General features: G+C 63.1%; 26 protein-coding genes. 17 read left to right on the top strand and 9 right to left on the bottom strand.

Features of this window, described 5'->3' with window-relative positions:
- Positions 1 to 23 precede the first annotated feature (23 nt).
- From mreC to ACCQ13_RS16525, 9 genes are all read left to right on the top strand, one after another.
- A complete protein-coding gene (gene mreC, locus ACCQ13_RS16565) occupies positions 24 to 1,235 on the top strand; it encodes a rod shape-determining protein MreC (RefSeq protein ID WP_159407583.1) in 1,212 nt (403 codons plus the stop codon).
- Positions 1,232 to 1,717: a rod shape-determining protein MreD gene (gene mreD / locus ACCQ13_RS16560; RefSeq protein ID WP_159407582.1), complete on the top strand. Its 486-nt coding sequence runs from the start codon at positions 1,232 to 1,234 to the stop codon at positions 1,715 to 1,717. Before mreC ends, mreD begins: the two co-directional genes overlap by 4 nt.
- Positions 1,718 to 1,720: 3 nt before the next feature.
- Positions 1,721 to 3,781 carry a penicillin-binding protein 2 gene (mrdA, locus tag ACCQ13_RS16555; protein WP_104602446.1) on the top strand — a complete coding sequence of 687 codons (2,061 nt, stop codon included), beginning with the start codon at positions 1,721 to 1,723 and terminating at the stop codon, positions 3,779 to 3,781.
- Entirely contained in the window at positions 3,778 to 4,896 is a 1,119-nt protein-coding gene (gene rodA, locus ACCQ13_RS16550) for a rod shape-determining protein RodA (protein ID WP_104602445.1), read from the top strand. Before mrdA ends, rodA begins: the two co-directional genes overlap by 4 nt.
- 312 nt (positions 4,897 to 5,208) lie before the next feature.
- Positions 5,209 to 6,600, top strand: coding sequence for a glycoside hydrolase family 28 protein (locus ACCQ13_RS16545; RefSeq protein WP_104602444.1), 1,392 nt, complete (start codon positions 5,209 to 5,211; stop codon positions 6,598 to 6,600).
- A 261-nt stretch (positions 6,601 to 6,861) separates the two neighbouring features.
- Positions 6,862 to 8,010 (top strand): lytic murein transglycosylase B, encoded by a 1,149-nt coding sequence (gene mltB, locus ACCQ13_RS16540; RefSeq protein WP_104602443.1) that lies wholly within the window; start codon positions 6,862 to 6,864, stop codon positions 8,008 to 8,010.
- Positions 8,007 to 9,338 carry a septal ring lytic transglycosylase RlpA family protein gene (locus ACCQ13_RS16535; RefSeq protein ID WP_104602442.1) on the top strand — a complete coding sequence of 444 codons (1,332 nt, stop codon included), beginning with the start codon at positions 8,007 to 8,009 and terminating at the stop codon, positions 9,336 to 9,338. Before mltB ends, ACCQ13_RS16535 begins: the two co-directional genes overlap by 4 nt.
- An 11-nt stretch (positions 9,339 to 9,349) precedes the next feature.
- Positions 9,350 to 9,730, top strand: coding sequence for a hypothetical protein (locus tag ACCQ13_RS16530; protein WP_372372310.1), 381 nt, complete (start codon positions 9,350 to 9,352; stop codon positions 9,728 to 9,730).
- Between the two features lie 76 nt (positions 9,731 to 9,806).
- Entirely contained in the window at positions 9,807 to 11,021 is a 1,215-nt protein-coding gene (locus ACCQ13_RS16525; protein WP_104602441.1) for a D-alanyl-D-alanine carboxypeptidase family protein, read from the top strand.
- Between the two features lie 118 nt (positions 11,022 to 11,139).
- Here the strand turns inward: ACCQ13_RS16525 and ACCQ13_RS16520 are convergent, their stop codons facing one another.
- Entirely contained in the window at positions 11,140 to 12,201 is a 1,062-nt protein-coding gene (locus ACCQ13_RS16520) for a lipid A deacylase LpxR family protein (RefSeq protein WP_104602440.1), read from the bottom strand.
- Between the two features lie 222 nt (positions 12,202 to 12,423).
- Here ACCQ13_RS16520 and ACCQ13_RS16515 point away from each other — a divergent pair, with 222 nt between their 5' ends.
- From ACCQ13_RS16515 to ACCQ13_RS16480, 8 genes are all read left to right on the top strand, one after another.
- On the top strand, positions 12,424 to 12,702 hold the full coding sequence (locus ACCQ13_RS16515; protein ID WP_104602439.1) for a YbeD family protein: 279 nt from the start codon (positions 12,424 to 12,426) through the stop codon (positions 12,700 to 12,702).
- A complete protein-coding gene (gene lipB / locus ACCQ13_RS16510; protein ID WP_372372309.1) occupies positions 12,690 to 13,367 on the top strand; it encodes a lipoyl(octanoyl) transferase LipB in 678 nt (225 codons plus the stop codon). The genes ACCQ13_RS16515 and lipB overlap by 13 nt, the downstream gene beginning before the upstream one ends.
- Before the next feature lie 14 nt (positions 13,368 to 13,381).
- Complete coding sequence (lipA, locus tag ACCQ13_RS16505) at positions 13,382 to 14,428, top strand: lipoyl synthase (protein WP_159407581.1); 1,047 nt, start codon at positions 13,382 to 13,384, stop codon at positions 14,426 to 14,428.
- Positions 14,429 to 14,466: 38 nt separating this feature from the next.
- Positions 14,467 to 16,188 (top strand): hypothetical protein, encoded by a 1,722-nt coding sequence (locus tag ACCQ13_RS16500; RefSeq protein ID WP_159407580.1) that lies wholly within the window; start codon positions 14,467 to 14,469, stop codon positions 16,186 to 16,188.
- Between the two features lie 63 nt (positions 16,189 to 16,251).
- Positions 16,252 to 16,578: a hypothetical protein gene (locus ACCQ13_RS16495; RefSeq protein WP_159407579.1), complete on the top strand. Its 327-nt coding sequence runs from the start codon at positions 16,252 to 16,254 to the stop codon at positions 16,576 to 16,578.
- Positions 16,575 to 17,801: a PfkB family carbohydrate kinase gene (locus ACCQ13_RS16490; RefSeq protein WP_159407578.1), complete on the top strand. Its 1,227-nt coding sequence runs from the start codon at positions 16,575 to 16,577 to the stop codon at positions 17,799 to 17,801. The genes ACCQ13_RS16495 and ACCQ13_RS16490 overlap by 4 nt, the downstream gene beginning before the upstream one ends.
- Positions 17,794 to 18,399 (top strand): 7-cyano-7-deazaguanine synthase, encoded by a 606-nt coding sequence (locus tag ACCQ13_RS16485; RefSeq protein WP_159407577.1) that lies wholly within the window; start codon positions 17,794 to 17,796, stop codon positions 18,397 to 18,399. Before ACCQ13_RS16490 ends, ACCQ13_RS16485 begins: the two co-directional genes overlap by 8 nt.
- The gene (locus ACCQ13_RS16480; protein ID WP_372372308.1) at positions 18,377 to 19,051 is read left to right on the top strand and encodes a nitroreductase family protein; all 675 of its coding nucleotides are present in this window, start codon (positions 18,377 to 18,379) and stop codon (positions 19,049 to 19,051) included. Before ACCQ13_RS16485 ends, ACCQ13_RS16480 begins: the two co-directional genes overlap by 23 nt.
- On the opposite strand, the gene ACCQ13_RS16475 is transcribed toward ACCQ13_RS16480, so the two are convergent.
- The 8 genes from ACCQ13_RS16475 to ACCQ13_RS16440 all read right to left on the bottom strand — a co-directional run bounded on the left by ACCQ13_RS16475 (position 18,992) and on the right by ACCQ13_RS16440 (position 26,365).
- Positions 18,992 to 19,834, bottom strand: a complete 843-nt coding sequence (locus tag ACCQ13_RS16475) for an 8-oxoguanine DNA glycosylase (RefSeq protein WP_159407575.1) — start codon at positions 19,832 to 19,834, stop codon at positions 18,992 to 18,994. The two genes, ACCQ13_RS16480 and ACCQ13_RS16475, sit on opposite strands and share 60 nt — an antisense overlap.
- Positions 19,816 to 20,457, bottom strand: a complete 642-nt coding sequence (locus tag ACCQ13_RS16470) for a DNA adenine methylase (protein WP_208800400.1) — start codon at positions 20,455 to 20,457, stop codon at positions 19,816 to 19,818. Before ACCQ13_RS16470 ends, ACCQ13_RS16475 begins: the two co-directional genes overlap by 19 nt.
- 102 nt (positions 20,458 to 20,559) lie before the next feature.
- Positions 20,560 to 21,555: a TniQ family protein gene (locus ACCQ13_RS16465; RefSeq protein ID WP_159407573.1), complete on the bottom strand. Its 996-nt coding sequence runs from the start codon at positions 21,553 to 21,555 to the stop codon at positions 20,560 to 20,562.
- Entirely contained in the window at positions 21,552 to 21,830 is a 279-nt protein-coding gene (locus tag ACCQ13_RS16460; protein WP_267313092.1) for a hypothetical protein, read from the bottom strand. The genes ACCQ13_RS16465 and ACCQ13_RS16460 overlap by 4 nt, the downstream gene beginning before the upstream one ends.
- A gap of 126 nt (positions 21,831 to 21,956) precedes the next feature.
- Entirely contained in the window at positions 21,957 to 23,075 is a 1,119-nt protein-coding gene (locus tag ACCQ13_RS16455; protein ID WP_159406523.1) for an ISL3 family transposase, read from the bottom strand.
- Positions 23,076 to 23,278: 203 nt separating this feature from the next.
- On the bottom strand, positions 23,279 to 23,845 hold the full coding sequence (locus ACCQ13_RS16450) for a TniB family NTP-binding protein (protein ID WP_159407572.1): 567 nt from the start codon (positions 23,843 to 23,845) through the stop codon (positions 23,279 to 23,281).
- Positions 23,838 to 25,715 carry a TnsB C-terminal domain-containing protein gene (locus ACCQ13_RS16445; protein ID WP_274391978.1) on the bottom strand — a complete coding sequence of 626 codons (1,878 nt, stop codon included), beginning with the start codon at positions 25,713 to 25,715 and terminating at the stop codon, positions 23,838 to 23,840. Before ACCQ13_RS16445 ends, ACCQ13_RS16450 begins: the two co-directional genes overlap by 8 nt.
- On the bottom strand, positions 25,715 to 26,365 hold the full coding sequence (locus ACCQ13_RS16440; protein ID WP_159407570.1) for a TnsA endonuclease N-terminal domain-containing protein: 651 nt from the start codon (positions 26,363 to 26,365) through the stop codon (positions 25,715 to 25,717). Before ACCQ13_RS16440 ends, ACCQ13_RS16445 begins: the two co-directional genes overlap by 1 nt.
- Positions 26,366 to 26,509: the final 144 nt, after the last annotated feature.

The following is a 26,509-nucleotide window of genomic DNA, read 5'->3' as shown; positions in this document are numbered from 1 at the left end:
ACTCCCCATTCCCGGCCCTGAACGTGCCCTCCTACGCCGGTCCTCCCGTCGCTTCCCGTCCGGGCGAAGTCACCTCCACGCTGCGGCTGCTGGTCTATCTGGTGCTGGCGGTGGTGTTGATCGCACTCGATAGCCGGGGCGGCTGGCTGAGCCAACTGCGGCTGCAGGCCAATCTGCTGATCCAGCCGATCTGGGCAGTGGCCGGGTTGCCGGGACGGATCGGCTCGCAGGTGCGCGACAATGCCGCTACCCATGCGCAACTGGTGGAAGAGACCCGTGAGCTGCGCAACCAGCTGCTGGTGGCCAATGCGCGGTTGACCCGGTTGCAGACCGCCGCACTGGACAACGCCCAGTTGCGTGAATTGCTCAATGTGGCCGAGCGGCGTGGCCTGGACGTGCAGCTGGCGCCGATCCTGGATATCGACCTGGATCCCACCCGCCAGCGCCTGCTGCTGGATGCTGGCAGCCGCGACGGCGTGCAGCTGGGCCAGGCGGTGATCGATGCCGGCGGGCTGATGGGCCAGGTGATCGAAGTGACCCCGCTGCATTCGACCGTGCTGCTGCTCACCGACCCCGACCATGCGGTGCCGGTCAGCGTGGCACGCAACGGCGTGCGGCTGATCGTCTACGGCCGTGGCGACCGCCTGGAGCTGCGCGATATCCCGCTCAGCGCCGGCGTGCAGGTGGGCGATGAAATCGTCACCTCCGGCCTGGGCGGCCGCTTCCCGGCCGGCTTCCCGGTCGGCAAGGTCTCCGAGCTGCATCCGGACGATACCCACGCCTTCCTGGTCGGCGAACTGACCCCCGCCGCCAAGCTGGATCGGGGCCGCGACGTGTTGCTGCTGCGCGCCGGCAAGCCGTTGCGCGTCGTGCCGGGAATGGGGAATGGGGAATCGGGAATGGGGAGTGGCAACGGCAACAGCGCGGTGGTGCCTGGTGGGGTGGCGCCTACGGACGGACGGGTGACCGCGACCCCGCGCACGCCGGCGGGATTGGGGAATGGGGAATCGGGAATGGGGAATGGCAACGGCAACAGCGCGGCGGTGCCTGGTGGGGTGGCGCCTAAGGACGGACGGGTGACCGCGACCCCGCGCACGCCGGTGGGAATGGGGAATCGGGAATCGGGAATGGATCGCGGTAGCCGCAGCCGCGTGCCGACGCGCGGCGCTGCTCCTGCCGATTCCCAACTCCCGATTCCCGATTCCCGTCCGGCTCCAAAGGAGACGGACCAATGAGCCGCATCCGCAACAGCTGGATCCTGCCGGTCAGCATCGTCATTGCGCTGGTGCTGGGCCTGCTGCCGTTGCCGGATCTGATCCAGCCGCTGCGGCCGTACTGGCTGGCGCTGGTGCTGGCCTATTGGGTGATCGAGGAACCGGACCGGGTGGGGCTGGGCATCGCCTTCGCGGCCGGGGTGCTGGCCGATCTGCTGTATGGCGGGCTGCTCGGCGAGCAGGCGCTGCGGCTGGTCATCATGACCTTCATCCTGCAGCGCTTCCGCGCGCGAATGCGCTTTTTCCCGGTGTCGCAGCAGGCGCTGGCGATCGGCGGGCTGTTGCTCAACGACCGTATCGTGTCCTCGGCGGTGCATCTGGCGGTGGGCGAGCCGACCCTGCCGTGGAGCTACTGGTGGGCGCCGCTGCTGGGCATGGCGCTATGGCCGCCGTTGTTCGTGCTGCTGGACGCGGTACGGCTGGGCAAGCGGAGCAAGAAGTAAGCCATGCACGGGCGTCGCCACCCCAAGAATCCACACGCCGAGGCCGAGCAGTTCCGCCGCCGCGCGGTGCTGGGTTTCGCTATGGTGGTGATCTGCCTGGTCGGCCTGGGCGGCTGGTATTTCAAGCTGCAGGTGCTCGACCACGAGGTCTACGCCACCCGCTCGGAAGCCAACCGCATCAAGCCCAAGCCGGTGGTGCCCGGGCGCGGCATGATCTACGACCGCACCGGTCGCCTGCTGGCCGAGAACGTACCGGCCTTCCGCCTGGACGTGACCCCGGACAAGGTTGCCGACATGGACGCCATGCTGGCCGCGCTGGGCAAGGTGATCCCGATCGCGCCGGAAGACCTGGAGCGCTTCAATCGCGAGCGCCGCGCGCGCCGCAGCTTCCTGCCGGTGACGCTCAAGCTGCGCATGAGCGATGAGGAAATGGCGCGCTTTGCAGTGGAGCGCTGGCGCTTTCCCGGCGTGGAGCTGGAGCCGTACCTGACCCGGCGCTATCCGTTCGGGCCGTTGTTCGCGCACATCATCGGCTATGTCGGCCGCATCGACGAAAAAGACCTGGCGGTGCTGGGCGAGGGCAATGCCGCGCTCACCCACATGGGCAAGTCCGGGCTGGAACGCTACTACGAGCAGGACCTGCGCGGCCAGGTCGGCTACGAACAGGTCGAGACCAACGTGCAGGGGCGGGCGATCCGCACCGTGGGGCGGGTGGCGCCGCAATCCGGTGCGGACCTGCGGTTGTCGGTGGATGCCGACCTGCAACGCGCGATGGTGGCCGCGTTCGGCGAGCACGAAGGCGCGGCGATCGCGATGGACCCGCGCACCGGCGAGATCCTGGGCATGGTCAGCCTGCCCAGCTATGACCCGAACCTGTTCGTCAACGGCATCTCGCATACCGACTTCAAGAGGCTCAACGACAACCCGTCGCGGCCGCAGTTCAACCGGCTGGTGCTCGGTGGCGTGGCGCCGGGCTCCACGCTCAAGCCGCTGATTGCGCTGGCCGGCCTGGATAGCGGGCTGCGCCGGCCGGAAGACCGGGTGTTGTCCACCGGCATGTTCTATCTGCCTGGGGTCAGCCGCGGCTGGGGCGACTCGCACCGCGGCGGCCACGGCTGGACCGACCTGCGCAAGTCCATCGCCCAGTCGGTCAATACCTATTACTACCGCCTGGCGGTGGACATGGGGGTCGAGCGCTTCGACCACTACATGGCCGAATACGGCTTCGGCCAGCCCACCGGGGTGGACCTGCTTGGCGAAATCGGCGGCATCCTGCCGTCGCCGGCCTACAAGTACAAGACCCGCAAGGAGCGCTGGTATCCCGGCGACACGGTCAATATCGCCATCGGCCAGGGCGACTGGAAGGTGACCCCGCTGCAGCTGGTACGCGGGGTATCGGCCATTGCCGGCGGTCTGCTGCTGCGCCCGCACCTGGTGCTGGAGCAGCGCACCGGCTTCGACCATCCCTGGCAGCCGATGATCCAGCCGCCGGGCAAGCCGGTCAGCCCGAGCGCGGCACACCTGCAGGTGGTGCGCGAGGGCATGATGGACACCATGCGACCGGGCGGCACCGCGTATGCGATCACCCCCGGCGCGCCGTACCAGATGGCCGGCAAGACCGGTACCGCGCAGGTGGTCAGCCGCAAGGGCGTGGCGGCGGTGGACCCGCGCAGCCTGCCGATGCATCTGCGCCACCGTGGCCTGTTCGTCGGCTTTGCGCCGGCCGACAACCCGGTCATCGCGGTGGCGGTGGCGGTGGAAGGCGGCGGCTTCGGCACCAGCTCGGCGGCGCCGATCGCACGCAAGATTTTCGACGCCTGGCTGCTCGGCAAGATGCCTGCGGGCCTGCTGCCGCTGGACAGCGAGCTGGGCATGACCGCAGTGGGCATCAACCAGTTCGAAGCCGGCGCCACCGATGCGCGCCAGGCCGGCGATACCGCCGCCGCCACGCTGGACGAGCTGCCGGTGGTGATCGGCCAGACCGCCGTGGCGCTGGACCCCAGCACGCCGGCGCAACCGGTGGTGCCGGACGTGCCGGATGCGGTGCAGGAGACCGACCATTGAGTGACATTTTGCGCTGGCTGGTGGACATGGCCGCGCGCTTCACGCGCAGCCTGGACTGGGTGCTGTGCCTGGCGCTGGGCGCGTTGATGGTGATCGGCCTGTCGGTGCTCAAGAGCGCTGGCGGCAGCGTCAACGGCGATCATCTGATGATGGCGCAGGGCGTGCGTTTCATCATCGGCGTGGCGGCGATGTGGGGCATCTCGCGCATGTCGGTCCTGCGCCTGCGTGCCTGGACGCCGTGGGTCTACGGCTTGTCGATGCTGCCGCTGCTGGCGGTGTTCGCGCTGGGCACCGGCAAGTACGGCCGGCAATGGCTGGACCTGAAAGTGTTCTACCTGCAGCCGGCCGAGCTGCTCAAGATCAGCCTGCCGATGATGGCGGCCTGGTATCTGCATCGCATGCCCTTGCCGCCGCGCATCTCCACCGTGTTGGTGACCGCAATCATCATCGGCGTGCCGACCGCGTTAATCATGCTGCAGCCAGACTTCGGCACCGGCGTGCTGATCGCTGCCAGCGGCGTGTTCGTGCTGCTGCTGGCGGGGTTGCCGTGGTGGTGGGTGGCGGTGGGCGTGGGCGGAGTGACAGCCGTGGCGCCGGTGGCCTGGTTCTGGCTGCTGCGCCCCTACCAGAAGGACCGCATCATGATGTTCCTCAACCCGGAAAACGACGCGCTAGGTGCCGGCTGGAACATCATCCAGTCCAAGATTGCCATTGGTTCCGGCGGGCTGGATGGCAAGGGCTGGGGGCTGGGCTCGCAATCGCATCTGAACTTCATTCCCGAGCAGACCACCGACTTTGCGTTTTCGGTGCTCAGCGAGGAATTCGGCTGGATCGGTGTAGCCACCGTGCTCACCCTGTACCTGATCGTCATCGGCCGCTGCCTGTGGATCGCCGCGCAGGCACGCGACACCTATTCGCGCCTGGTCGCCGGTGCCACGGGTCTGGCGTTCTTCGTCTACGTGCTGGTCAACGGCGGCATGATTTCCGGCTTGTTGCCGGTGGTGGGCGTGCCGATGCCGTTGATGAGCTACGGCGGCACCTCGGCGGTCTCGCTGCTCGCAGGCCTGGGGCTGGTGATGGCGGTGAAGTCGCATCGCCCGGTGCACGGCTACTGACGCCATGACGCGTCGCGTCGCGTCGCTGCGTCAAGCCAGCGCGCGCATTTTTGTACACGTCGTGCTGCGGTAGTGATCCATGCGATACGCCTATGTCAGACGCTGGCAAATTTTTGATCTTGCCGCGCTTTTGCGCAGTGCATTGCAACGCCGTCATGCTGGTGCCGACCTGCTTCGTTCGCGCGGCACTGGATTCGTGCGTCCTGCGCATGCATGCGGGGTTCTCCGTAAAGTCATCCGCGCTGCCGCAGCATGCGGTCGCGTCGCGTGGCCTGCACAGGCGCGCCATTTCTCATTCGAGTGAACTCTTCCATGAAATTACTGAACGCCGCCGTCGGCGGTGTCTGTCTGTCGCTTTGCGCACAGGCGGGCGCCGTCACCTTTGCCACCGGCGATACCCGCGCAGTTGCGCAACCGACCATTCCTGCCGTGTGTTCCCCCTCCTTGACCGCCCACCTGACACCGACCGGGCGTCAATTCGATCCGGCAGTGGAGCAGGCTCCACCAGATACCAAGACCATCCAGGCCGCGCTCAATGCCTGCAAGAACGGCAGCGTGCTGCTGACCAGTGGCAGCGGCAACGCCTTTCTCAGTGGGCCGCTGACGGTGCCTACCGGTGTCACCCTGGTCATCGACCAAGGCGTCACGCTGTACGGTTCGCGCAACCCGGCCGACTACGGCAGCGGTTGCGGCACCGCCGGTTCCAAGAGCGGCGGCTGTCTGCCGTTGATCGGCGTCAAGGGCAACAATGCCGGCGTCATGGGCATTCGCACCGGTGGGCGTCAGGGCACCATCGACGGGCGCGGCGATCAGACCATGCTGGGCAAGACCACCACCTGGTGGGAGTTTGGCGAAAACGCCAAAGACGCCAATCAGGTCCAGAACAGCCCGGACCTCATTAAAGTGCAGAACTCCAATGCGTTCACGCTCTACAACGTGAATCTGGTCAACGCCGCTTACTTCCATTTCTTCTCGCATATCGTCAACGGCCTGACCATCTGGGGTGTGCGGGTGAAATCGCCCGCCACCAGTCCCAACACCGATGGCCTGGATCTGGACAGCGTGGTCAACGCCACCATCCACGACAGCGACGTGATGGGCGGCGACGACTGCGTGGCGATCAAGACCATCGCCTCGAAGTCGGCCAACATCACCGTGCGCAATAGCCGCTGCTACGGCACGCACGGCATTTCCATCGGCAGCGAAGTGATGTCCGGGGTCAACAACGTGCTGGTGGACAACAACGCGCTGGTGTCCACCGACGATGACGGCAATCGCAGCACCGACAACAGTGGCCTGCGCATCAAGACCAGCCTCGCCAAGGGTGGCCCGGTCAGTCTGGTCACCTATCGCAATACCTGCCTGTACGGCGTCAGTAGCCCGTTGGTGATCAACCCGTTCTATGCGGCCGCAACCAGCGGCACCAAGCCGACCTTCAGCCAGATCGTGGTCGACGGGCTCAAGACCAGCAACGACGCCGGTGGCAAGGGCTGGATCCTGAAGGGCTACGACGCACAGACACCGCTGGACCTGGTGCTGGCTAACGTGGCCCACAGCGATGCCTCGATCACCGCCAGCAACGCGCAGATCGGCCTGAGCAATAGCGCGGTCACGCCGTCGGGTACCGGCGTCACCACCGGTGCCGTGCAGGTCGGCGGTGCGCTGCCCACCTGCTCGGGCGCCCCGCGCTTCCCCGCGCTGTGATCTCTATGGCGCGGCCGCTACCGGCCGCGCCAGTCCGCCGCTGGCCTCGTTCGCCAACGGACGTCTCCCCATGGCAGATGGGGCTGCGGCCGCACACCGCCCCGGCGTGTGCCGGATCGTCCCACCCGCAGGCGCCACCGAATCCCCACTCCCGCCTCCCGAATCCCCGCCACAGGCGCGGCAGGCTTGACTTTGGCTAAAGCCTTTGAGTTTCATGGTCTTATTGCCAGAAGTTCATCTGATGTCTGTTACCCTCGGCCGATGATTCGACGCACTCTGACCTGCCTGCTCACCCTCGGCCTTGTCGCCTGCGCGACCCAGCCCAGCCCTCCGTCTCCGCCGCCGGCCGCCAGCGCGCCCCCGGCCAAGCCACCCGGCGTGCCGGCAGCGTCCGCCACCCCGGCCAGTGCCGCTGCCGAAGCGCCGGCCTTGCCGCCGGTGGATCTGACTCCGGTGCCGTTCGAGGTCTCCCGCGCCAACTTTGTGCGCGACACCGCTGCCAGGTACGGCATCGACGCTGCGCAGATCGAGGCGACCCTGGCGCAGGCGCAGTTCAAGGACGCCATCGTCACTGCGATGTCGCGCCCGGCCGAACGGGTCAAGCCGTGGAACGACTACCGGCCCATGTTCATCACCCAGGCGCGCATTGATGGCGGGCGCAAATTCCTGGCCGAACACCGCGCCGAGTTGAGCAAGGTGGAGGCTGCCACCGGTGTGCCCGCGCAGGTGATCGTGGCCATCATCGGGGTGGAAACCAGCTACGGCACCAATGCCGGCAAGTACCGCGTGCTGGATGCGCTGTACACGCTGGCGTTCCGCTACCCGCGCAGCGGCGACCCGGCCAAGCTCGAACGCGAGGTGCGGCGCGAGCTGTTCTTCCGCGATGAACTTGGTCAATTGTTCGCGCTCGGCAAGGAGGAGCAACTCGATGTCACCGCGCTGATCGGCAGCTATGCCGGTGCGATGGGCATGGGCCAGTTCATGCCATCGAGCTACCGCCAGTTCGGTGTCGATGGCGATGCAGACGGCAAGCGCAATCTGTTCACCGACTACAACGACGTGTTCGCCTCGATCGCCAACTACTTCGTCAAGAAGGGCGGCTGGGTGCGCGGCGGGCAGGTCGCGGTGCCGGCCACGCTGGCCGCCGGGCGCGAAGAGTTCAACCCCACCGATTGGTCGCCGGTGCACACGCTGGCCGACCTGTCCGCGCGCGGTTATCACCCCGCTGCGCCGGTGACAGCCGGCAGTACCGCCACTCCGATCAATCTGGACGATGCCAACGGCAAGCAGTACTGGCTGGGCTTCCAGAACTACTACGCGATCACCCGTTACAACATTTCCAAGATGTATGCGATGGCCGTGTTCCAGCTGTCCGAGGCCATCGCCGGCAAGGAGTTACCCCCGGCATGAACAGCATGACAGGCTTCAGGTGGCTGATCCCGATGGCGCTGCTGCTGGGCCTGTCGGCCTGCAGTAGCGCACCGAAGAAAGGTGTTGCCAGCAATGGCAGCGGTGCCATCAAGGGCATCAAGGTCCAGGGCAAGGGGCCGGCGCATTTGGCCACCGGTTGCCCCTCGGTGTCGCCTTACGCAGCTGCCCAGGAAGACCCTTCCACGCGTGGCGACTACACCGCTGGCGGCCTGTACAAGCCTGGCGTCAGCGACAGCACGCCCGACCATGTGCCCAACGTGGCCTGCATCCCCGAACCGCTGGTCACCAACGAACCGCGCTCTGCGATCGGCAACCGTTCGCCCTACGAGGTGCTGGGCAAGCGCTACGTGGTGATGGACAGACCCGGCGACTATGTCGAACGCGGCACGGCTTCCTACTACGGCAACAAGTTTCATGGCCGGCTGACCTCCAACCGGGAGGTCTACGACATGTATGCCTTCACCGCCGCGCACAAGACCTTGCCGTTGCCGAGTTTTGCCTTGGTGACCAACACTGACACCGGTGACTCGGTGGTGGTGCGGGTCAACGACCGTGGCCCGTTCCACGATGGCCGGGTGATCGATCTGAGCTACGCGGCGGCGGTCAAGCTGGGGATCACCGGCAAGGGCACCGGGAATGTGGAAGTGCGTGGGCTGACCGAAGCGGACAACGGCAATCTGCTGGCCAAGCGCCGCGGCGGCCAGCCGGTCACTACCTCCGTTGCCACGGCACGGCCTGCGGCGGGCAGCAGCCAGATCGATGGTCTGGTGCAGCGGCTGCCTGCCCGTACCGTGCCGGGCGGCGCGGGCGCCGCACCCATCACTCCTGCCGGCGAGCGGTGGCGCTACCGCGTGGCCGATTCGCGCCAGCCCGGCAATGCCGACAACTTCGACGCCTGGATGAAGACGCAGGGCGTGCGTGTGGCCACCGGCAAGCCGGCGGCTGCGGCACCGCGTCCGCCTGCTGCTACGCCGGTCGCCGTCGCGGTGGTCAAGGCGCCGGAGAGCGCGCCTGCGCGCCCGGTCAAGGTCGATCCGGTTCCGGCCAGGGCACCCAGCGCCGCCGAATCCGCGCTGGGCGACATCTTGCTGCAGGTTGCCAGTTTCGCCAGCCGCGACAATGCCAATCGCGCGCTGTCGCAGCTGGCATCGGCCGGCATCGCCGGAGCCAGCGTCAGCGATATCGTCAGCGGCGGGCGGACTTTGTGGCGCTTGCGCGTCAATGCACGCGACCACGCCAACGCGTCCGAAATCGCGCAGCGCATTGCCGGCCTGGGCTTCGGGCGCCCGCAAATCGTCGCCAACTGAGTGTGCCGGCCGTGCCTGCCAGATCAATGGCGGGCACGGCTGCAACCAGCAGCCGCAACTGCATCCACACCCACACCCACACCCACACCCACACCCACACCCACACCCACACCCACACCCACACCCACACCCACACCCACACCCACACCCACACCCACACCCACACCCACACCCACACCCACACCCACACCCACACCCACACCCACACCCACACCCACACCCACACCCACACCCACACCCACAACCACAACCACAACCACAACCACAACCACACCCTTCTGCCACCGCCTGCGGTTGTTTGGCGCCGGCCGCCCTATCAGATCGCCGCCCAAGCCGACATGGCGCGCAACCCGCCGTCATCGCTGAACTGCGCAGGCGGCTGCGTGGTCTGATGCGTCGCCCTCATTGCTGCAGCGCTTTACAATTTCGCATCACCCAGCCTTCGGGCCCGTCAGGAGTCGTTCTTCAATGAAATTCCGCTTCGCCGCCGCTGCCGTGGCCACGTTCGCCTTCGGCCTGGTCTGCGCCCAGACGCCCGCGCCGCAGCCGATGCCCGCTGCGGCCGCCGCGCCTGCTGCCCCGGCTGCATTGCCGGTTCCGCCCGCGCCCGCGCCGGCCGTGTCCAAGTCCTGGATCCTGATGGACTACGCCACCGGCCAGGTGCTGGCCGGTGAGAACATACACCAGCAATTGGCGCCGGCCTCCATCACCAAGGTGATGACCTCTTACGTGGTGGCCGCCGAGATCAAGAACGGAAAGGTCACCCGCGACGACCAGGTCATGATGAGCGAGCGCGCCTGGCGCGAAGGTGGCGCCGGCACCGATGGCAGCTATAGCGGCTTCCCGGTCAACCAGACCGCGCGTCTGGAAGACATGGAAAAGGGCATGGCGATCCAGTCCGGTAACGACGCGGCGATCGCACTGGCCGAGCATGTGGCCGGCAGCGAAGAAGCCTTCGCCTCGCTGATGAACAGCTACGCCGCCAAGATCGGCATGAAGAACTCGTACTTCGTCAACGCGCACGGCCTGAGCGCCGAAGGCCACCATTCCACTGCCTACGACCTGGCCCTGCTGGGCCGCGCGATGGTGCGCGATTACCCGGAAACCTACGCCTACAACAAGATCAAGGAATTCCAGGTCGGCAGCATCAAGCAGAACAACCGCAACCTGCTGCTGTGGCGCGACCCGGCCGTGGACGGCATCAAGACCGGCCACACCTCCGAAGCCGGCTACTGCCTGCTGAGCTCGGCCAAGCGCGGCGACCAGCGCCTGGTCGCGGTGGTCATGGGCGACAGCTCCGAGCGCCAGCGCGCCGACGATAGCCTGGCGCTGCTCAACTGGGGCTTCCGCTTCTTCGAGGCCCACAGCCTGTATGCACCGGGCAAGGTGGTGACCAAGCAGAAGGTCTGGAAGGGTGCGCAGGACGAAGTGCAGCTGGGCGTGGCCCAGCCGCTGCTGGTCAGCCTGCAGCGCGGCCGCTACAACGACCTCAAGCCCAGCATGGAAGTGCCCAAGAACCTGCAGGCGCCGATCAAGCAGGGCCAGCAGGTCGGTACCGTCAAGGTCAGCCTGGACGGCAAGATCATCGCCCAGGCCCCGCTGGTAGCCATCAACGCGGTCGAGGAGGGCGGATTCTTCAAGCGCCTCTGGGATGCGTTCTGGATGTGGTGGGAATCGGAATAAAAAGAAAGCCGGCGAAAGCCGGCTTTTTTTTCGGGAATCGGGAATCGGGAATCGGTAGAAGCCAGAGCACAGCCTTGGCTCTTGCGATTCCCCATTCCCGATTCCCCATTCCCAGCCGTCAAAGCATCCGGCTGATGGTGAAACTTCCGTACACCGGCGTCTGTCGCTGGGTGTCGAATTCGCGGGTGCGGTGGTAACGGGCCAGGGCGAACTTCCAACGGCCATGCATCACCGCCAACCCGTAGCCGACATCGGCCACGAACGGTCGCTTGTCCACGCTGTGGCTGTTGCGGAAGGAGTTGCCGTCCAGGGTGATGTCGCGGAGTACCCAACGCGCATCGGAGGTCACGAACAGGTGCCCCGACCAGCCACTGGCGCGGCCCAGGCGGCTGGGTGCGGTGTTCTCGCCGGCCGGCCGGGTCGGGGTGCTGCCGAAATCATCGGGCAGCTTCCAGCCAAAACGCGCCTCGCCGCCAGCATTCAGATAGGTGGCCATGTTGCCCACCGCCCCGCCCCAGTGCGAAATGAAATCCCATCCGAATCCATCGGCATTGCCGCTGGCGTCGGAGGGCCATCGACGCATGCGTTCATGGACCAGATTGACCAGTGGCTCGTTGTGCAACTGGTTGTCCCAGCCCTGGAACTTCTCGTCGCCCAGCAGATCGTGGATTGCATCCTGCGCCTCCTGCGCAAAGGCCCACGGACCAACCACGCCGACCTGCAATTGGGTCGTGCGCAGGTGCGCATCGTTGCGCGCGTTGTAGCCGAAGCTCGCCAGCAGGATGCCCGCATACGGGCGATCGTCGGGCACCACGTCGCGGCGGGTGAAGTCGGTGGGGGTGAAGATCGCCTGTCCAAGCGAGAACACCATGTTCTGCTGGTCGAACTCGCCCGGATGCAGCCGTTCGAGATAGCGATTGAGCCAGCGCGCCGTGCGCGGCAGGCAAGGGTCGTCGGTGTAGTCGACCAGGTTGGGCGACACCAATGTCAGCACCGCACCGTTGGAATATCCCTGGTCCTGGTCTTCACCGCCCAGCAGGTCGTTGTCGACCCGGAAGTTGATCGCCGGCGGCGTGCGACCCAGCCGGCTGGAATCGCACTGATCCGCCGCCACAGCCGAGGCCGATAGACCTGTGAGGGAGAGCAGCAGGGCTGCGGACAACACGCGCACTGGAAGCATGTAGGGCCTGCGATTGGAAGGAAGCATGTGTGCCCGAAGATGCCGCGCGCTGACGCTGCATTGCGTGAAATGGCGATCTCGCACCCACGATGCGTCGAGGCAGCGCCGACGCGCGCCACGCCGCTGGATGGACAGGCGTGGGTGGATCCTGCGCGATCACCACACTGCCGCAGCGGCGCAACCACCCTTGGGTTTGCCTGCCGCCGGCCCGATAATGGGGCGATGGACATCCGCTCTGACAACCCCGATCACGGCTTCCAGTTTCCCGGCACCTTCGAGCTCAGCGCCATGGGCGCGGCCGGCCGTGGCCTGGAAGCGGAGCTGCCGCGCCTGCTCGCCGCCACTGGCGTGGAATTGCTGCAGGAAAGCATCAGCTGGAAACATTCCTCCAGCGGCAAGTACGTCTCGGTCAAGATCGGTTTCCGCGCCGAAAACCGCGAGCAATTCGACGCCGCACACCAGGCGCTGCGCGAGCATCCGGAAGTGAAGTGGACGCTGTAGCGGCCGCCGGCGTGCCGGCGATGCTGCGTGCGCTCGGTCGTCAGGACTATGCCCCGGTGTGGCGTGCAATGCAGCGTTTCACCGATGCGCGCGACGAGCACACTGCCGATGAGGTGTGGGTGGTCGAACACGCGCCGGTGTTCACCCTGGGCCAGGCAGGCAAACCCGAACACGTCCTGGCACCGGGGCAGATCCCGGTGTTGCAGGTCGATCGCGGCGGCCAGGTGACCTATCACGGCCCCGGGCAGTTGGTGGTCTACCCGCTGCTGGACCTGCGCCGGCTCAGGATCGGCGTGCGCGACTATGTCTGCAAGATCGAGCAGGCACTGATCGACACGCTGGAGGAGTGGAACATCCTGGCCGAGCGCCACGACGGCGCACCCGGCGTTTACGTGGGCGGGGCCAAGATCGCCGCGCTCGGCATCCGGGTGCGCCGTGGCTGCACCTTCCACGGTTTGTCGTTCAACGTGGCGATGGACTTGGAGCCGTTCCAGCGCATCAACCCCTGTGGCTACCAGGGCCTGCGGGTGACCTCGGTGCTAGACTTGGGCGGCCCCTCCGGGATGGACGCCGTCAAGGCGGTGCTGCTCGAGCAACTGGCGCGCCAGTTCGGCCTCGTGCTGCAGCCCGTTTCCGCATTGCCCGACCTTTCGCTTCCGGCCTGAGCGCCCGTACCGTCATGACCCAGCCTATCGCCCGTTCCATTCCCTTGCAGGTCGTCTCCGGCGACACCGCCGCGCCTGCGCCGCTGCAGACCGGCGTCAAGCAGATCGGTGGCGACAAGATCAACCGCTCGCCGGTGCAGTTCGTCGATGCGCCGGTGCTGCGCAAGCCGTCGTGGATCCGCGTGCGGATTCCCTCCGGCAACGCGGTGCAGAACCTCAAGGCCAAGCTGCGCGAAAGCCGCCTGGTCACCGTCTGCGAAGAAGCCAGCTGCCCGAATATCCACGAGTGCTTCAGCCACGGCACGGCCACCTTCATGATCCTGGGCGAGGTGTGCACGCGGCGCTGCTCGTTCTGCGATGTGGCGCACGGCCGGCCCAAGCCGCCCGATGCCAACGAGCCGGCCAGCCTGGCCACCACCGTGGCCGACATGGGCCTGAAATACGTGGTGGTGACCAGCGTGGACCGCGACGATCTACGTGACGGCGGTGCGCAGCATTTCGTGGATTGCATCGCCGCCATCCGCGCCAGTTCGCCCAACACCCGCATCGAGATCCTGACCCCGGATTTCCGCGGCAAGGGCCGCATGGACCGCGCGCTGGAGATCCTGGCGCTCAGCCCGCCGGATGTGTTCAACCACAACATCGAAACCGTGCCGGACCTGTATCCGAACGTGCGCCCCGGCGCGGATTACCAGTGGTCGCTGACCCTGCTGCAGCGCTTCAAGGCGCAGCATCCGTCCATCGCCACCAAGTCCGGCATCATGCTCGGGCTGGGCGAAACCATGGAACAGGTGCAGGCCACCTTGCGCGATCTGCGCGCGCACGATGTGGACATGATTACCATCGGCCAGTACCTGCAGCCGACTCCGCACCATCACCCGGTGATGCGCTACTGGACGCCGGAGGAATACAAGGCGCTGGAGGACTACGGCAACGCGCTGGGCTTCAGCCATGTCGCGTCTGGCCCGATGGTGCGCTCGTCGTATCACGCCGACCGGCAGGCAGCCGGCGCCGGTGTCGCTGTGAATTCCAGCGTTAAATCGGACTCTACAACGCTGTAGCGGACTTTCACATTGCTATTTCGGACTGAGCGCCCTGAATGCCGACCCGGATACCGCCGATTCGAGAGTTCCCTAAGGATGACCGTATCTGGCGGATCGATTGGTTGGGACGGGTGGAGAGAGCCTCGGCGGAGGCGCGGATCGATGTGCATCTCAGTCCCGGACGGACGAAAAATCTATATCCGCGAGGACAAAGTGACTTCGATGCAGATGCCGCGATCAAAGTTCGCGTCGGTATCGGATTGCTGCCCTTCCTTAGCATTTGTTCTCTGTGGACGAATGGCCGGAAACTGCGGCAAAGCCTTGGTGGGCAACGTCGTCTCTGGAATCTCGAGATTCCAGAGACGATCCCGACTACCACAGCTGGTTTGAAATTACAGGAGCAACCGGAACCGCGCTGGCTTATTCCAAAGTTCCGCCACCGGTTGGATAAGTCCTGCTGGTTCTCGCCTGTGTTCGCGATCGAGCACGAGGGCGATCCGTACGGGATTCTGTTGCCAGTGATCGAGGCGATCCGCTTCTACTATGCGGTGTCGAGCGATATGGCGCATATCGCATTCAATGGAGGACTACAGCTCGATCTGGGCCGAATTATCCACACGGAAAGCTCAATCGATATTGGGCTGCATGACTCGACCCGAATGGTGCTGCATTTGCGGCAATGGCTGGCTGACGACGACGGTTGGATCATAGGTCGTGCGCTTGCGGATCCGCGTGCAAGCAACGGAATTGCTCTCATCTACGACTCTCTGCTCCGCAATACCGCTAACTATCGAACAGCCTTCGCGGAGTGCGGCTTGCCGTTTGTCGGGCGAGTCACCTGGACGACACGAGGAATCGAACTGCCGAAGGAGGACGGGAGCGGCAACCGCTGGCTGATCTATGAGCTAATGGGTTGTACCGCGCCCTTTCCGTTCGAGGATCTGGAGATCGTTCGCGACAACGATGGCAGAGCCGCTGACCCAGAAACAGATATTCCAGATGACGAGAAGAGGCCCGCCTGGTCCCCAGGCTTGAAGGCCGTGAAGGTGGATCCAGGGGCCGAGGTACAAAGCGACGACCCACCCCGGGCGGAATTACAAAGTGTTGACCTTCCGTCTGCTGGCGAGCGTTTCGCTGCCTTGCGCGGCAAGCAGATCATCAAGACTCCAAAGGAGCAATGCCAATACAAGAAGACGGAAGTGATAGGAACGGAAGCGGTGGATACGCTTGGAACAGGCGACCCAGGCGGCGATGGCGCAAAAGGTGGAGCGCCAGCGAGTGTTGAGTGGCAGCGTGAGGTTAAGCGGCGTGAAGCGCTGCCCGCATCGTTCGAATCCTTGCTGGCAGTGGTGGATGCTCTAAATAGTTTTGAGGGCACTACAGCACACGTCCGTACGCTATCTCGAAGCAGTGAATTTTTGCGCTTAACGAGGCCCTCCGGTCACAGACAGTGGGGCTATCTAAATTCGGCGCGTCGTATCCTCCGTCGGGTTATGATCATCGACATCGCTTGTAATGGAAGGCTTGGCTGCTTGGTGGAGTACGAGCGTCGCGATAGCGAACGTAGTCGGCTGGCCCTCTTTGTAGCAAGAGAAACTGATGGGCTATCAGAAGCTGTCTTGATCCGCCTGTTGGATGCATTGGTTGTTGCCGAAGGGGTGTGGGCCAATCTGAAATCATGTCCGGCAGCTGTAGAGCTAAAGCTGTTCAACCACAGTCGTCCTTCGGCAGAAGTATTTGCCGCCGATCTTCGAGAAGCGATGCAAAAAACGGTATAGGTTGGTGCGAACAAGAAAGCTGCTTGAGATCACCACTGGAAATATCAACATGGGGTGCTGGAAATGTCAGGATCAAACGGAAATGGCTATGGCGGGGGCTTTGAAAGCACTGCACCGTCTTGCGAGAACTTGGTTATCAATACCCAGATCAGCTCCCCTAAGATGCAAGTCATTCAGGGAATTGCCGTTGGAGAAATTCTGGATGTCGCCGTAGAACCAGCTGGCAATGTCGCCGTCGTCGTTGTCAAACATCAAGGAAAAGTAGCTGGTGGCGTAGCATCCCCGAATGTGCAGCAGCTGCGCGAATGCATTCAGCAGGGAACCGCCTATCAGGCCAAGGTGACTGCAGTGAACGGCCCTCAGGTCAGTATTAGAATTAAAGCCGTATGAAAAAGGCTAATGCAATAACAGTAGTCGGTGGTGTCTATCGTGAATTGTGTATGCATCCTCGCTGGGACCGATTCTTTGGTTCCGGTGGCCGAGCAGCGTCTGCTTTGGCGACGATGGACGTGCCGGTCGAGTTGCATACCTATGTCGATCACCAGGCAGGCGAAAGCTTTGCCTATGAAGCTGCGCTAACAGGGATCGATTTGCACTCGATTCCAATTCCAGTGACCCCGGGCTTTCACTACACACATGGGCTGTCGGTGCCTGTCATCTATGGCCGTCATCAGGAGAACTCGCCTATCCGGCTACGGGCTTTGAACGTGCTGCGCTTCGGTATGATTGAGGGGGATGCGATCATTCAGGCCGAGCGAGCAGTCTACGATCCTCAGAATGCAGTAGATCCTAAGTCCTTTGCTGCGAATGGTTCGACGGCGACGGAACTGGCACTGGTGCTCAACCGACACGAGGCTCGCCTGTTCTTGGGGCGGGACGCTGAAGATGACGAGGCGATGGCACGCGCTCTTGCGGAGAAGGAAAGGGCTACTGTGGTTGTCATCAAGCGTGGTCCGCGTGGAGCCCTGGTTTTTGATCGTGGTGAAATCAGCACGATTCCGGCTTATCTAACTCGGCGGGTATGGAAAATCGGTTCTGGGGACAACTTCGCGGCCCACTTCGCAAGCGGCTGGCTGCATGACGGCCTTTCAGCACACGCAGCAGCTAATCAGGCTTCGCTCGCGACCGCATATTTCTGTGATCACGGTGGTATCTATGCCTCACGCGATGCACTGGCTGAGTTCCAGCGACCGCCTATCAGCGTAAGCCCAGCCTGGTGTATGGGAGATAGACCAACAGTGTATCTGGCAGGTCCGTTCTTCAATCTGCAGCAGTTGTGGCTTGTCGAGCAGGCCCGTACGGCGCTAATGGAAATGGGGCTGAAGGTGTTTTCGCCTTACCACGACGTTGGTCACGGCTCGGCTGAAGATGTTGTGGAAAAGGACCTCAAGGCAATCCGTGAATCGGCGCTGATGCTAGCCCTTGTCGATGGACTGGACGCCGGAACTATCTATGAGATCGGCTACGCTCGCGCAATCGATCGCCCGGTGGTCGTATACAGTGAATGCGAGTCACCGGAAGACCTCAAGATGATGGAGGGTTCCGGCTGTTTTATAGCCGACGATTTTGTCTCAGCGATTTATCACACCGTCTGGGAGGCAGTTCGTGTCTGATGCGATTCTCCTTTCCGGCGGTATGGATTCCATTGCATTGGCCTACTGGAAGCGGCCAATATTGGCGATCACGCTCGACTACGGTCAGCTCGCGGCCGAAGCAGAAATCGATGCTTCCACTGCCGTGGCGCATGAGTTGTGCATGGATCATGAGATCATCAAAATCGACCTGCGTGCGCTAGGGTCGGGTGACATGGCGGGTACAAATGCAGATCGCCATGCGCCGGCCTCGGATTGGTGGCCCTACCGCAACCAGATGCTGGTGACGCTGGCGGCGATGAAGGCCGTCACTCTGGGAGTGAATCAGCTTATGCTTGGCATGGTTGTCAGCGACCAGGCACACCGGGATGGGACAGTGGAGTTCATCGACAAGCTGGATGTACTGCTGGCATGTCAAGAGGGCGGATTACGTGTGACTGCGCCGGCTATTGGTTTGTCAACCAGCGAACTCATCCTCACCTCGAGGGCGCCTCGTTCACTGATGGCACTGGCGCACAGTTGCCACAAGGCGAATGTACCTTGTGGGCAATGTCGAGGCTGCAACAAGTATTTCGAAACTTTGAATCGGCTTGAGCATGTGGCCGCTGAGCGCGCCTGATCCTAAGCCCAGGCTATACGCCTCTACCTACTCGCCTGTCATCTGGCCGGCGAGTAGGTCGGTGATATTGGAGCCAGGTTCGGCTCCTTTGTTCACCGATCTTGCTGCGCTGTGGACCGAGCGCCGTTCGCACATGGACGGAGTTCATCCGGCCCTCGATAGTATCGGTGCCGTACTCTGGCATGTGAGTCGTACGCTGGCTAAGGCGCCTTCTCCTTACGGTTTCCCAATCGAAAGACGCCCCGTACCGTCCGCAGGTGCCCTTCATCCTGTACATATCCTCGTGCAGCTTCCGCAGACTTCAACCTGGGCCAGGTACAACCCACAGCTGCATTGTCTGGATGTGATCACCGACTACGAACAGGTTCTAGAGGGCCTTCTTGAGCACGCCCAGTCTATTGCCGAGAACAGGCCGGGCGCGTATCTGGCCTTCGTTGGTGAACCCGGGAGACTATCAACCAAGTATGAGAATCACGAGTCCTTGCTGTGGCGTGATGCAGGCATCCTGCAGGGTAATATTTGCCTTGCTGCCCAAGCGCACGGGCTGGGTGTGTGCTTGCTTGGTGTTACCGGGCATCAGTGGATTGGCCGCTTAGCGCAGCAGGGACAACTGGTGGGAGTGGGGCTTGCGCGTATCTATGCTCGTGCGTGATGGCGCGTGGCGTCGCTTAAAATTCCCTTCGGGAAGCTCATGTAGGATTCGTTCGACCGTTGTGCGTGAATGCGCCATCTCAAGCCAGATCACCGCATCGAGTTCGGAAGGCTTCACGCCCATGGCACGGCTGAGCTCCAGAAACTGGGCTTCGAGCTGTAAATAATGACGCTCGACTGTGAGCTCGTGATTCAGGAAACCAGCGATCACGCCTGCACGAAGGATATGGATGTCCAAAATTGCCACGTCATCGGCGTCCAGCCAGTTGCGCGCGATCCAAGATGCGGTCTTATAGCCTATACCTGGCACGGCGATTATCCAGTCGCGTAACGCCCTTCCAGTCGACGGTGCTGATTCGTTTGCTATTTTTCGAAGTGCGGCAGCTAGATACCGTGCTTTCTGCGACGCAAAGCGATAACGCACTTGGCGATCTCCGGAGGTTATCGGTTCGCTCAACCATTGGCGTAGGCTTTGCTCATCGGGGGGATCGATGGCAAAGGCGCCCTTCTGCTTGAGGTGCTCGAAAGCAGCTAGGCCAATACTAGCGGGAATGCCGTGCCCACCTAACAGGCAGGCACCTACTTCTTCTCTCAGCGTTGCTCCCAGCTTGTAGCGAACTGTCTGAGATGCAATGCGGCGAGCGATAACCTGGTAAGCCCAGTAAGCAGGTGTAGGAAATGCCTCAACGCGCCCCCAATGCACGCCGGGAAGGATTTCGGCATCCTGTGCAGGCAACTCAATGCTGACCTGAGCATTCTCCAATATCACCCATGCACACTGCATAAGCCCTCCTCCGCAGACCCGAAGTTCTCATTCATCCAGCGCATGAACTCTGATCGCTCGACCGTAGGCATTTCCTGAACGCGGCGGCGGATAGTTGCCTGTCTGCGCTGGATTTGCTGCCGTTCCCGGAAGTTCGTTCCCAAATATCGTGCATCGTGCAGCACGGCTGGCTCGGCATAGTTCATCCACACTGATTCCTGCCTCACTTCGACGTGTGTTTTGGCATTGAAGGTTACGCGTCGCCAACCGGACAGCATGTCGTTGTAAAGCTCGTTCTCATATCCGGAGACCATGACTGCGCACGGCAACGTGCGCAGGAGATCAAGCAAAGCGACATGATCATTAATGGAGTAATCAAATCGATAAACGCGCTCTCGGCGCCGAGTTTTTGGAAGGTACGGCGGGTCTACATAAATAAGTTCCGTACCAGCTAAAGAAAATCGATTTAGATAAGTGAGAGCGTCTTCGTTGACGAGTTCCATGTTAGGGATATGGATGCCATTCCAGCGCTGCAGCGTGGCTGGATCTAAATCGATGCCAACACTACGTTTAGCTGGACGCTTGTTCCGCATCACTGCTCCGCCGCCCAGGTGCGACTCGATATACACCTCGTGCTTGGGCATGAGGTTGATTAGGTGCTGAAAACACTTGCCTTTTCCGCCTGGGTAGCGCATGTGGCGAAGCATCGTCAAAAATAACGATGATGTCAAGCGATCTGCTGAACGTCAGCGCTTATTCAATGGCTTGACGAGAGAGCAGTACCAAGCAGGCGCTGACCGGAAGTCTTTAAGGAGATGGCTGTAGCGCACCGCCTTTGCCAACCATGCCGCAGGGATGCGTACCTTGGGGTCGGCCAGCAGCCAGGCTGCCAGTTGAATGATGTGGGCGCGATGCTCTACGGGCCTCAACTCGAACGCACAGCGGCCACGCGGGACGGCTAGATTTTCAGTGCCGATGGCCTCCGCCACAAAGACTGCGAGGTTCGATGATTTGCGCGTACTGACCATGACCTTGCATAACTGGTGCAAGACGTCTGTGTAGCCAATGTCGAGATCGCTGTCTGTGCCGGAAACGTAGTCCGCCAGCCGGGCAAATACAGTGATTATGCTGGCATCATAGGGGAAGAAAGCCCTGTGCCCAGCATCGCGCAGATCGCAGTTGCAGGCATGGCATAGGCAGAGTGGGCCCGAGTCGGTGACATCCGGGCGACCAAGTTCGCGGCGATGGAAAGTAACGGGCGCGCCGCAGGCCGGGCAGCGATCATGCAGATACAGCTCATGCCTGGGGCAGTACGTCAGCGCGGCGACCCGCCAGCGAGTACGGAAATAGGGTTCTGCGTCTTCGGCTAGGCACTGCGGGCAAAATTGTAGGCCGTAGCGGCGGCGGGTTCGGTGATAGATGCCTATGGGTAGGATCCAGTGCAGTTGCCCCGACGAATGGCGTTCATGGAAAAGCCTGCCGCGGTAGATGTCCAGGGTTGTGCGGCGAACCGCATCGAACGACGTGCCTGTGTGGCGGGCGAGCGCGGCGAGTAGCCAGTCCGGTGCCGAGCGGTCAATGTCGCGGTTCCAGAGCTGATGTTCCTTGCCGAATACGCGGTCACAGAAAGTTTGTAGCTTGAGACCGTTCGCTTTGGCGATGCGAACGATCCAGGACGTGAGCAGTTCGTCCGGAAGAGGTTTCGGGTGCGCTGGCCAGAGCTCGCCGGTGAGTGGACTCACGCCATCCGTTCCGCCGCACGGCGGCGTTCCGAAGGAGATACCCAGCCGAGGCCATCGAGCAACTTGAGATCGATGCGCTCACGGCCGATCTCTACGGCTGTGGTCGCGGCTTGGTTCAGCAGCGTTGCCAGTTCGCCGAGATAGCCCTCGCTCAGCGAGAACAGGCGGGTGGCGAGGGCTGTATCGTGCAGACGCGAAGGTTCGGCCAGCGGCAGCATGCGCTCGAAGCTGGCCAGCAGGCGCAGGAAATCGGCATCGAAAGTCCAGCGCGGCAACAGTGCCGGCTCGAAGCGGTTGGCCAGCTGCGGATCGGTCTGGATGGCACGAAACGCGTCTTTCGTCCCGATCCCGACGATCGGAACCTGCAGCTCGTTGCCAAGATATTTAAGGGTCTTCGCGGATCACTGTGGGTGCAATCGAGCATTTTCGGGTAGCGCGGGCAGGAAGCTGGCGATGATCTTGAGCCTCAGGAACTCCTCGTCGCGATAGCCGTAGGCGCTGCGCTGGATGACCCGGATCTTGTTGTTGAGCCCTTCCACCAGGCCGAGGCTGACCTTGTTCTCCGGCCTGCAGTACGCCGCGATGCCGTCCCAGTGCCGCTCGATCATCCCCACGAACGTCTGGTAGGGCACAAGCCGCTGCCAGCGCAGACTCTGCTTCCAGCGCTCGAAGAACTCCCGTGCACCTCGCTCGGTGCGGTAGCTCCACAGCTGCCCGAAGGACTCTTTCAGCAGGTACGCCGTGTTCAGACGTTTGTTGGTCGCCAGCAACTTGGCGAGCGCCTTTCGACCGTCCAGGGTAAGGTTTTCGCGATTGCTCAGCAGGGTGTAACGCTGGCCCTTGATGTAACTGCGATCCTGGCCTTGAAGGCGCTTGTACTCGTCGCGCCGCACCTGATCGAGCGCGTCGGACAGGTGGCGCATGATGTGAAATTTGTCGAACACGATGCTGGCGTTGGGCGCGTTCTTGCCCACCGAGTTGCGAAACGGCCGCCACATGTCCATCACCGCCACGTCGATGCCGGCGCTACGTTTTGGGCCCAATTCGGCGAAGAACTGGTCGATGTCCGCCTCGGTGCGCCCACTGCCGCCGAACCAGATCGGTCGGCCGCGCTCCAGATCGCTGACCACAACGCGGTAGTCATGGCCCTTGTGGATCGCGATCTCGTCGATGCCGATGGCGCGCGGCGCCGGCGTCCCCGCCCGGCGCACCTGCTCGGCCATGTACAGCTTGGACAGCTCCTTGACCGTGCTGTCGTGCAGGCGCTCCAGCTCAGCCACGGCCTTGTGCGTCATGCTTCGGCACAGATTGCCCACATGCAGGGCGAATCGCTCGGTGTAGCGCGGATTTTTGGCCAGCCAGTCCAGCCGCTCTACGTGCACGCCGCCGCACCCCGGACAATCGACACGCCAGCGCTCAAACTCCACGAACAGCATCCAGCCGGCCGCCCGCAAGTCGCGGGCGCGGCACAGGCGCTTGTCGTAGCGGCTGCGACACCGATGGCCACAGTTGGAACACACGGCCGTTTTTTTCGGCGCCGCAAGGTCACGATCCGCGCCTTCGGGGCGCCGAACACGCCCTTGAGCGTGGACTCCGCCGCGAAGCCAGGGAAGGAAAACAACTCACTCAGCCGACGGCCCGTTTTCATGCAGAACACCGCGTCAAGAAGTCAGCACAGGATGTACCACCTTCTGGGACGGTGGAAAGGGCCTGTTTCCAAGGCTCAACGCAGATTCAGGGGCCTCAAGGCACCCACACGAATCCGCGATGAGCCATATTTAATGACATTGAGGAAGCTGCGTTGGCGGTTGAGGTTGCCAGCGAGGACGTGGTGAATCTCGTCGATAACCAGCATGCGCAATTCGACGTAGCGCAGCAGCTTGATGACCTGCGCCTGCTTCTTGTCGACGCGGTCGTTCGGCTTGTAGGGTGCGAACAGTAGTTCGAGGATGGCGTTGTAGAAGCGGCCCTCGTCTGGTACTGGCGGTGCCTGGATCACCAATACCGGCACTCGCACGCCCTGACCCTGAGGATTGTCGCGGGCGGGATGCCGGTTACGGAAGCGCTGAACCAGCATGGTCTTGCCGTTGTTGGTGTCGCCTACCAGCAGCAGGTTGGGCATGCGGTGCGACTTGGGCCAGACCAGCAGATCTTCCAGTTTGGCGAGGATGGTCTGGGTGCGCGGATAGCCGATCCATCGCGGGGCGCGAATTCGTTCGATCCGTTCGGTGGCAGACAGAGTCAGCCATTCAGCCGCCGCTGCGCTCAAATGGTTGGGGCGCTCAGTCATGCGTCAGGTCGTCAAGTTCGTCGAAGGGCTTAATGTCCGGCTCGGATGATGTTGGCGTTTCTATTGCGGTGACGGACGCCGTGGTGGTAATCCGGGTAGCGCCAAGCCCATCGCGGCGCCGCTGTTGTGCCAGCCGGGCGCTGCGGGTTTTGGATTGCGCCTGTGCTTCGATCGCCCGCATCCGCTCGTAGGCTTCGAACAGGTTGCGCTCGTCGCCCGTCTTTCCGGCTTCCTCGGCCAGGCGCTGCGCCTCGCGTAGTTCCCAGAGGCTGATCGCCGGGTGCGAGGTGTCGCGATATGGAATCTCGAAATAGGCACGCAATTCGGGGTCGTAGAACCAGAGCACGCTGATGTCGCGCGGATCGCGCCGGAACAGGAACTTGCGCTTTCGCGCGGTCGATCCAGGTTCCTTGGCACCGATCCAGCGCCGCAGTACGTCGCGGTAGTAGTGAATCTCGTCGATGACCACGCCGTAGTCCTGAATGGTGCGTTCGACGTATGGCATGAAATCCAGGCGCAGACGCTGCTCGTCGGCGATGCGCGGTGGCAATCCGGTGCCGGGCCGCTGTGCGGTACCGAACACGCCTTCGCGATACTTCGCCAGCGGCGTCGTACTCAGTGCCGAGTGCAGTCGCTGGTGATAGACCTTGGCAATGTAGGTTGCCAGCCAGCATTCGAATTCGCGGAGGGTCAGCGCCGCCTTGGCATCGGCGTCGTATTCGCCGCGTTCACGGGGATTGGAGAAGGTCGTGCCAGGGAGGGTATGGATTTCCTTGAGTAGGGTGCCGAGCAGGCGTTCGATATGCCCGCCGAAATGCGGTCGTGCCACCGGCCGCCAGCTGATGTCGATGCCGTATTCGGCGCACGCTTTCTGCAAAGTGTTGCCGCGGAATTCCTTCGCATTGTCCAAGTGCAGATTCTTTGGGAAGCCCCAAACTGGCCATTCGGCATCGAGGTCGTGCTTGGCTAGCCATTGCTCTTTCGGCAGTACGGCATGGGCGATGCACAGTCCGGTTGCCAAGGCACCGGGTGGATCGAAGGAAACGTAGAAGCCGGCCACCATCCGACTGAATACGTCGATGGCCAGGGTGATCCAGGGGCGGCTGATCGGGCGGCGGTGCAGGTCGTCGACCAGGATGATGTCGAGCTTGGTGTGGTCGATCTGCACTACGGCCAGCGGCCAGTCGGCGCCTGGGAACGCGCCCTGGCTCGGCGCGAACTGCTGTTCGGCAGTCTTTGCACCGTGGCGACGCTTGACTCTGAACGATTCCGACATCCGGGCGATGCGATTGCGCACCGTGTTCGGATGCGGTGGTTCCAGGCCGGCGGTCAGGCAACGCTCGCGGACCGTTTCGCAGACCTTGATGATCGGTCGTCGCTGGCTGGACAGGTACACATCCTCGATGGCTGACTGGACGATGGTCTCGACTTCCGCAGAGAGCTTTAGCGCACCCTTGTCGCTGCGCCGCTGCGGCAGCAGGGCGGTCAGGCGGTCGGTCGATTCGTAGGCGGTCAGCCATGCATACAAGGTGCCAGCGGTCATGCCGAATTCCTTGGCGCGGATTGAGACCTCCATTCGCGTGCGGTCGCGTCGGCCTGCCAGAGGGCGGATAATTTCGAGCCTGCGCTGGGCGATCTGCCAATCCTCATCGGGTATTTCTTCGAGGTCGGGCCGCGCCGTGGTTGTGCCGGTTGCCGGCGGCATTAGATCGGAGATCCTGGCCCGCGCCACTTCGCCGCTGGCGGCATCACGGATCAAGACCGATTCCAAGTCGAGGACGTGGGTGACGAAGCCCAGCTGGCCCTGGTGCACGACTTCGGCGCCCTGGTACAAGGCGAAAGTTGCTTGTGGAGGGGAAGTCCGGGTCATTACTTATTCCAGAGGCGGCTGTGCATAGTGAGTGGAGCGTGCAGGTCGGCACTGAAGTGGCGAATTCCCACCAAGTACCAAGCTGCAGGCATCAGGCGGGCACGGGTCCATTCGTCACGACTGGCCGCCTGCAGCAGGCCTTCCACGTCAGCTTCGCGGAGCGCCTGCAGGGCTTCGTCGAGCAGATCCATATCCTCGGCCGGCGGTGGGACTTGCAGCACATAGGGCAGCAGGAAACGGGCATTGTCGAGGTAGGGCGTGCGAATCTCGCGCTCTGTGATGAGCTTGAAGCGCCAGCCCTGGGCCTTAGCAAAGCGAACGGCGGCTCGGAACTTGGGTCGCAGCTCCGCCCAGTCTGCGCGCAGGTCGGTCCGGTACTTGACCTCGTAGAGCAAGGGTGTCGGCTCAGCACCATGCTGGTGCTGGAATCGGACCAGGACATCGGGGGTGTAGCGGCGCTCGCGAATGCCGTCTCGCCAGCTCAGGGCAACGGGCTGGACCTCGAACAGCCTGACTTCAGGAGAAAATTCCAGCAGGGTCAGGAAGTCCCGCTCCAAAGTGGACTCGAACTGGGCGGGGCCGTCCGCCTTGCGGGCGGCCGTGATCCCGGTCACGTTGCGGTAGTTCTTGGGGATTTTACGGACGGGCATGGCTACTCAGTCCGGTCGGGCGGTGGAAAATTGGGCTCATCGCGGATTCGTGTGGGTGCCTTGAGGCCCCTGAATCTGCGTTGAGCCTTGGAAACAGGCCCTTTCCACCGTCCCAGAAGGTGGTACATCCTGTGCTGACTTCTT

The sequence above is a fragment of the Xanthomonas sp. NCPPB 1638 genome, assembly GCF_041475635.2.
In the GTDB taxonomy this organism is placed as follows: domain Bacteria; phylum Pseudomonadota; class Gammaproteobacteria; order Xanthomonadales; family Xanthomonadaceae; genus Xanthomonas; species Xanthomonas cucurbitae.
Note: the sequence above shows the minus strand (reverse complement) of the source record. Positions and strands in the feature narration are given on the sequence as shown.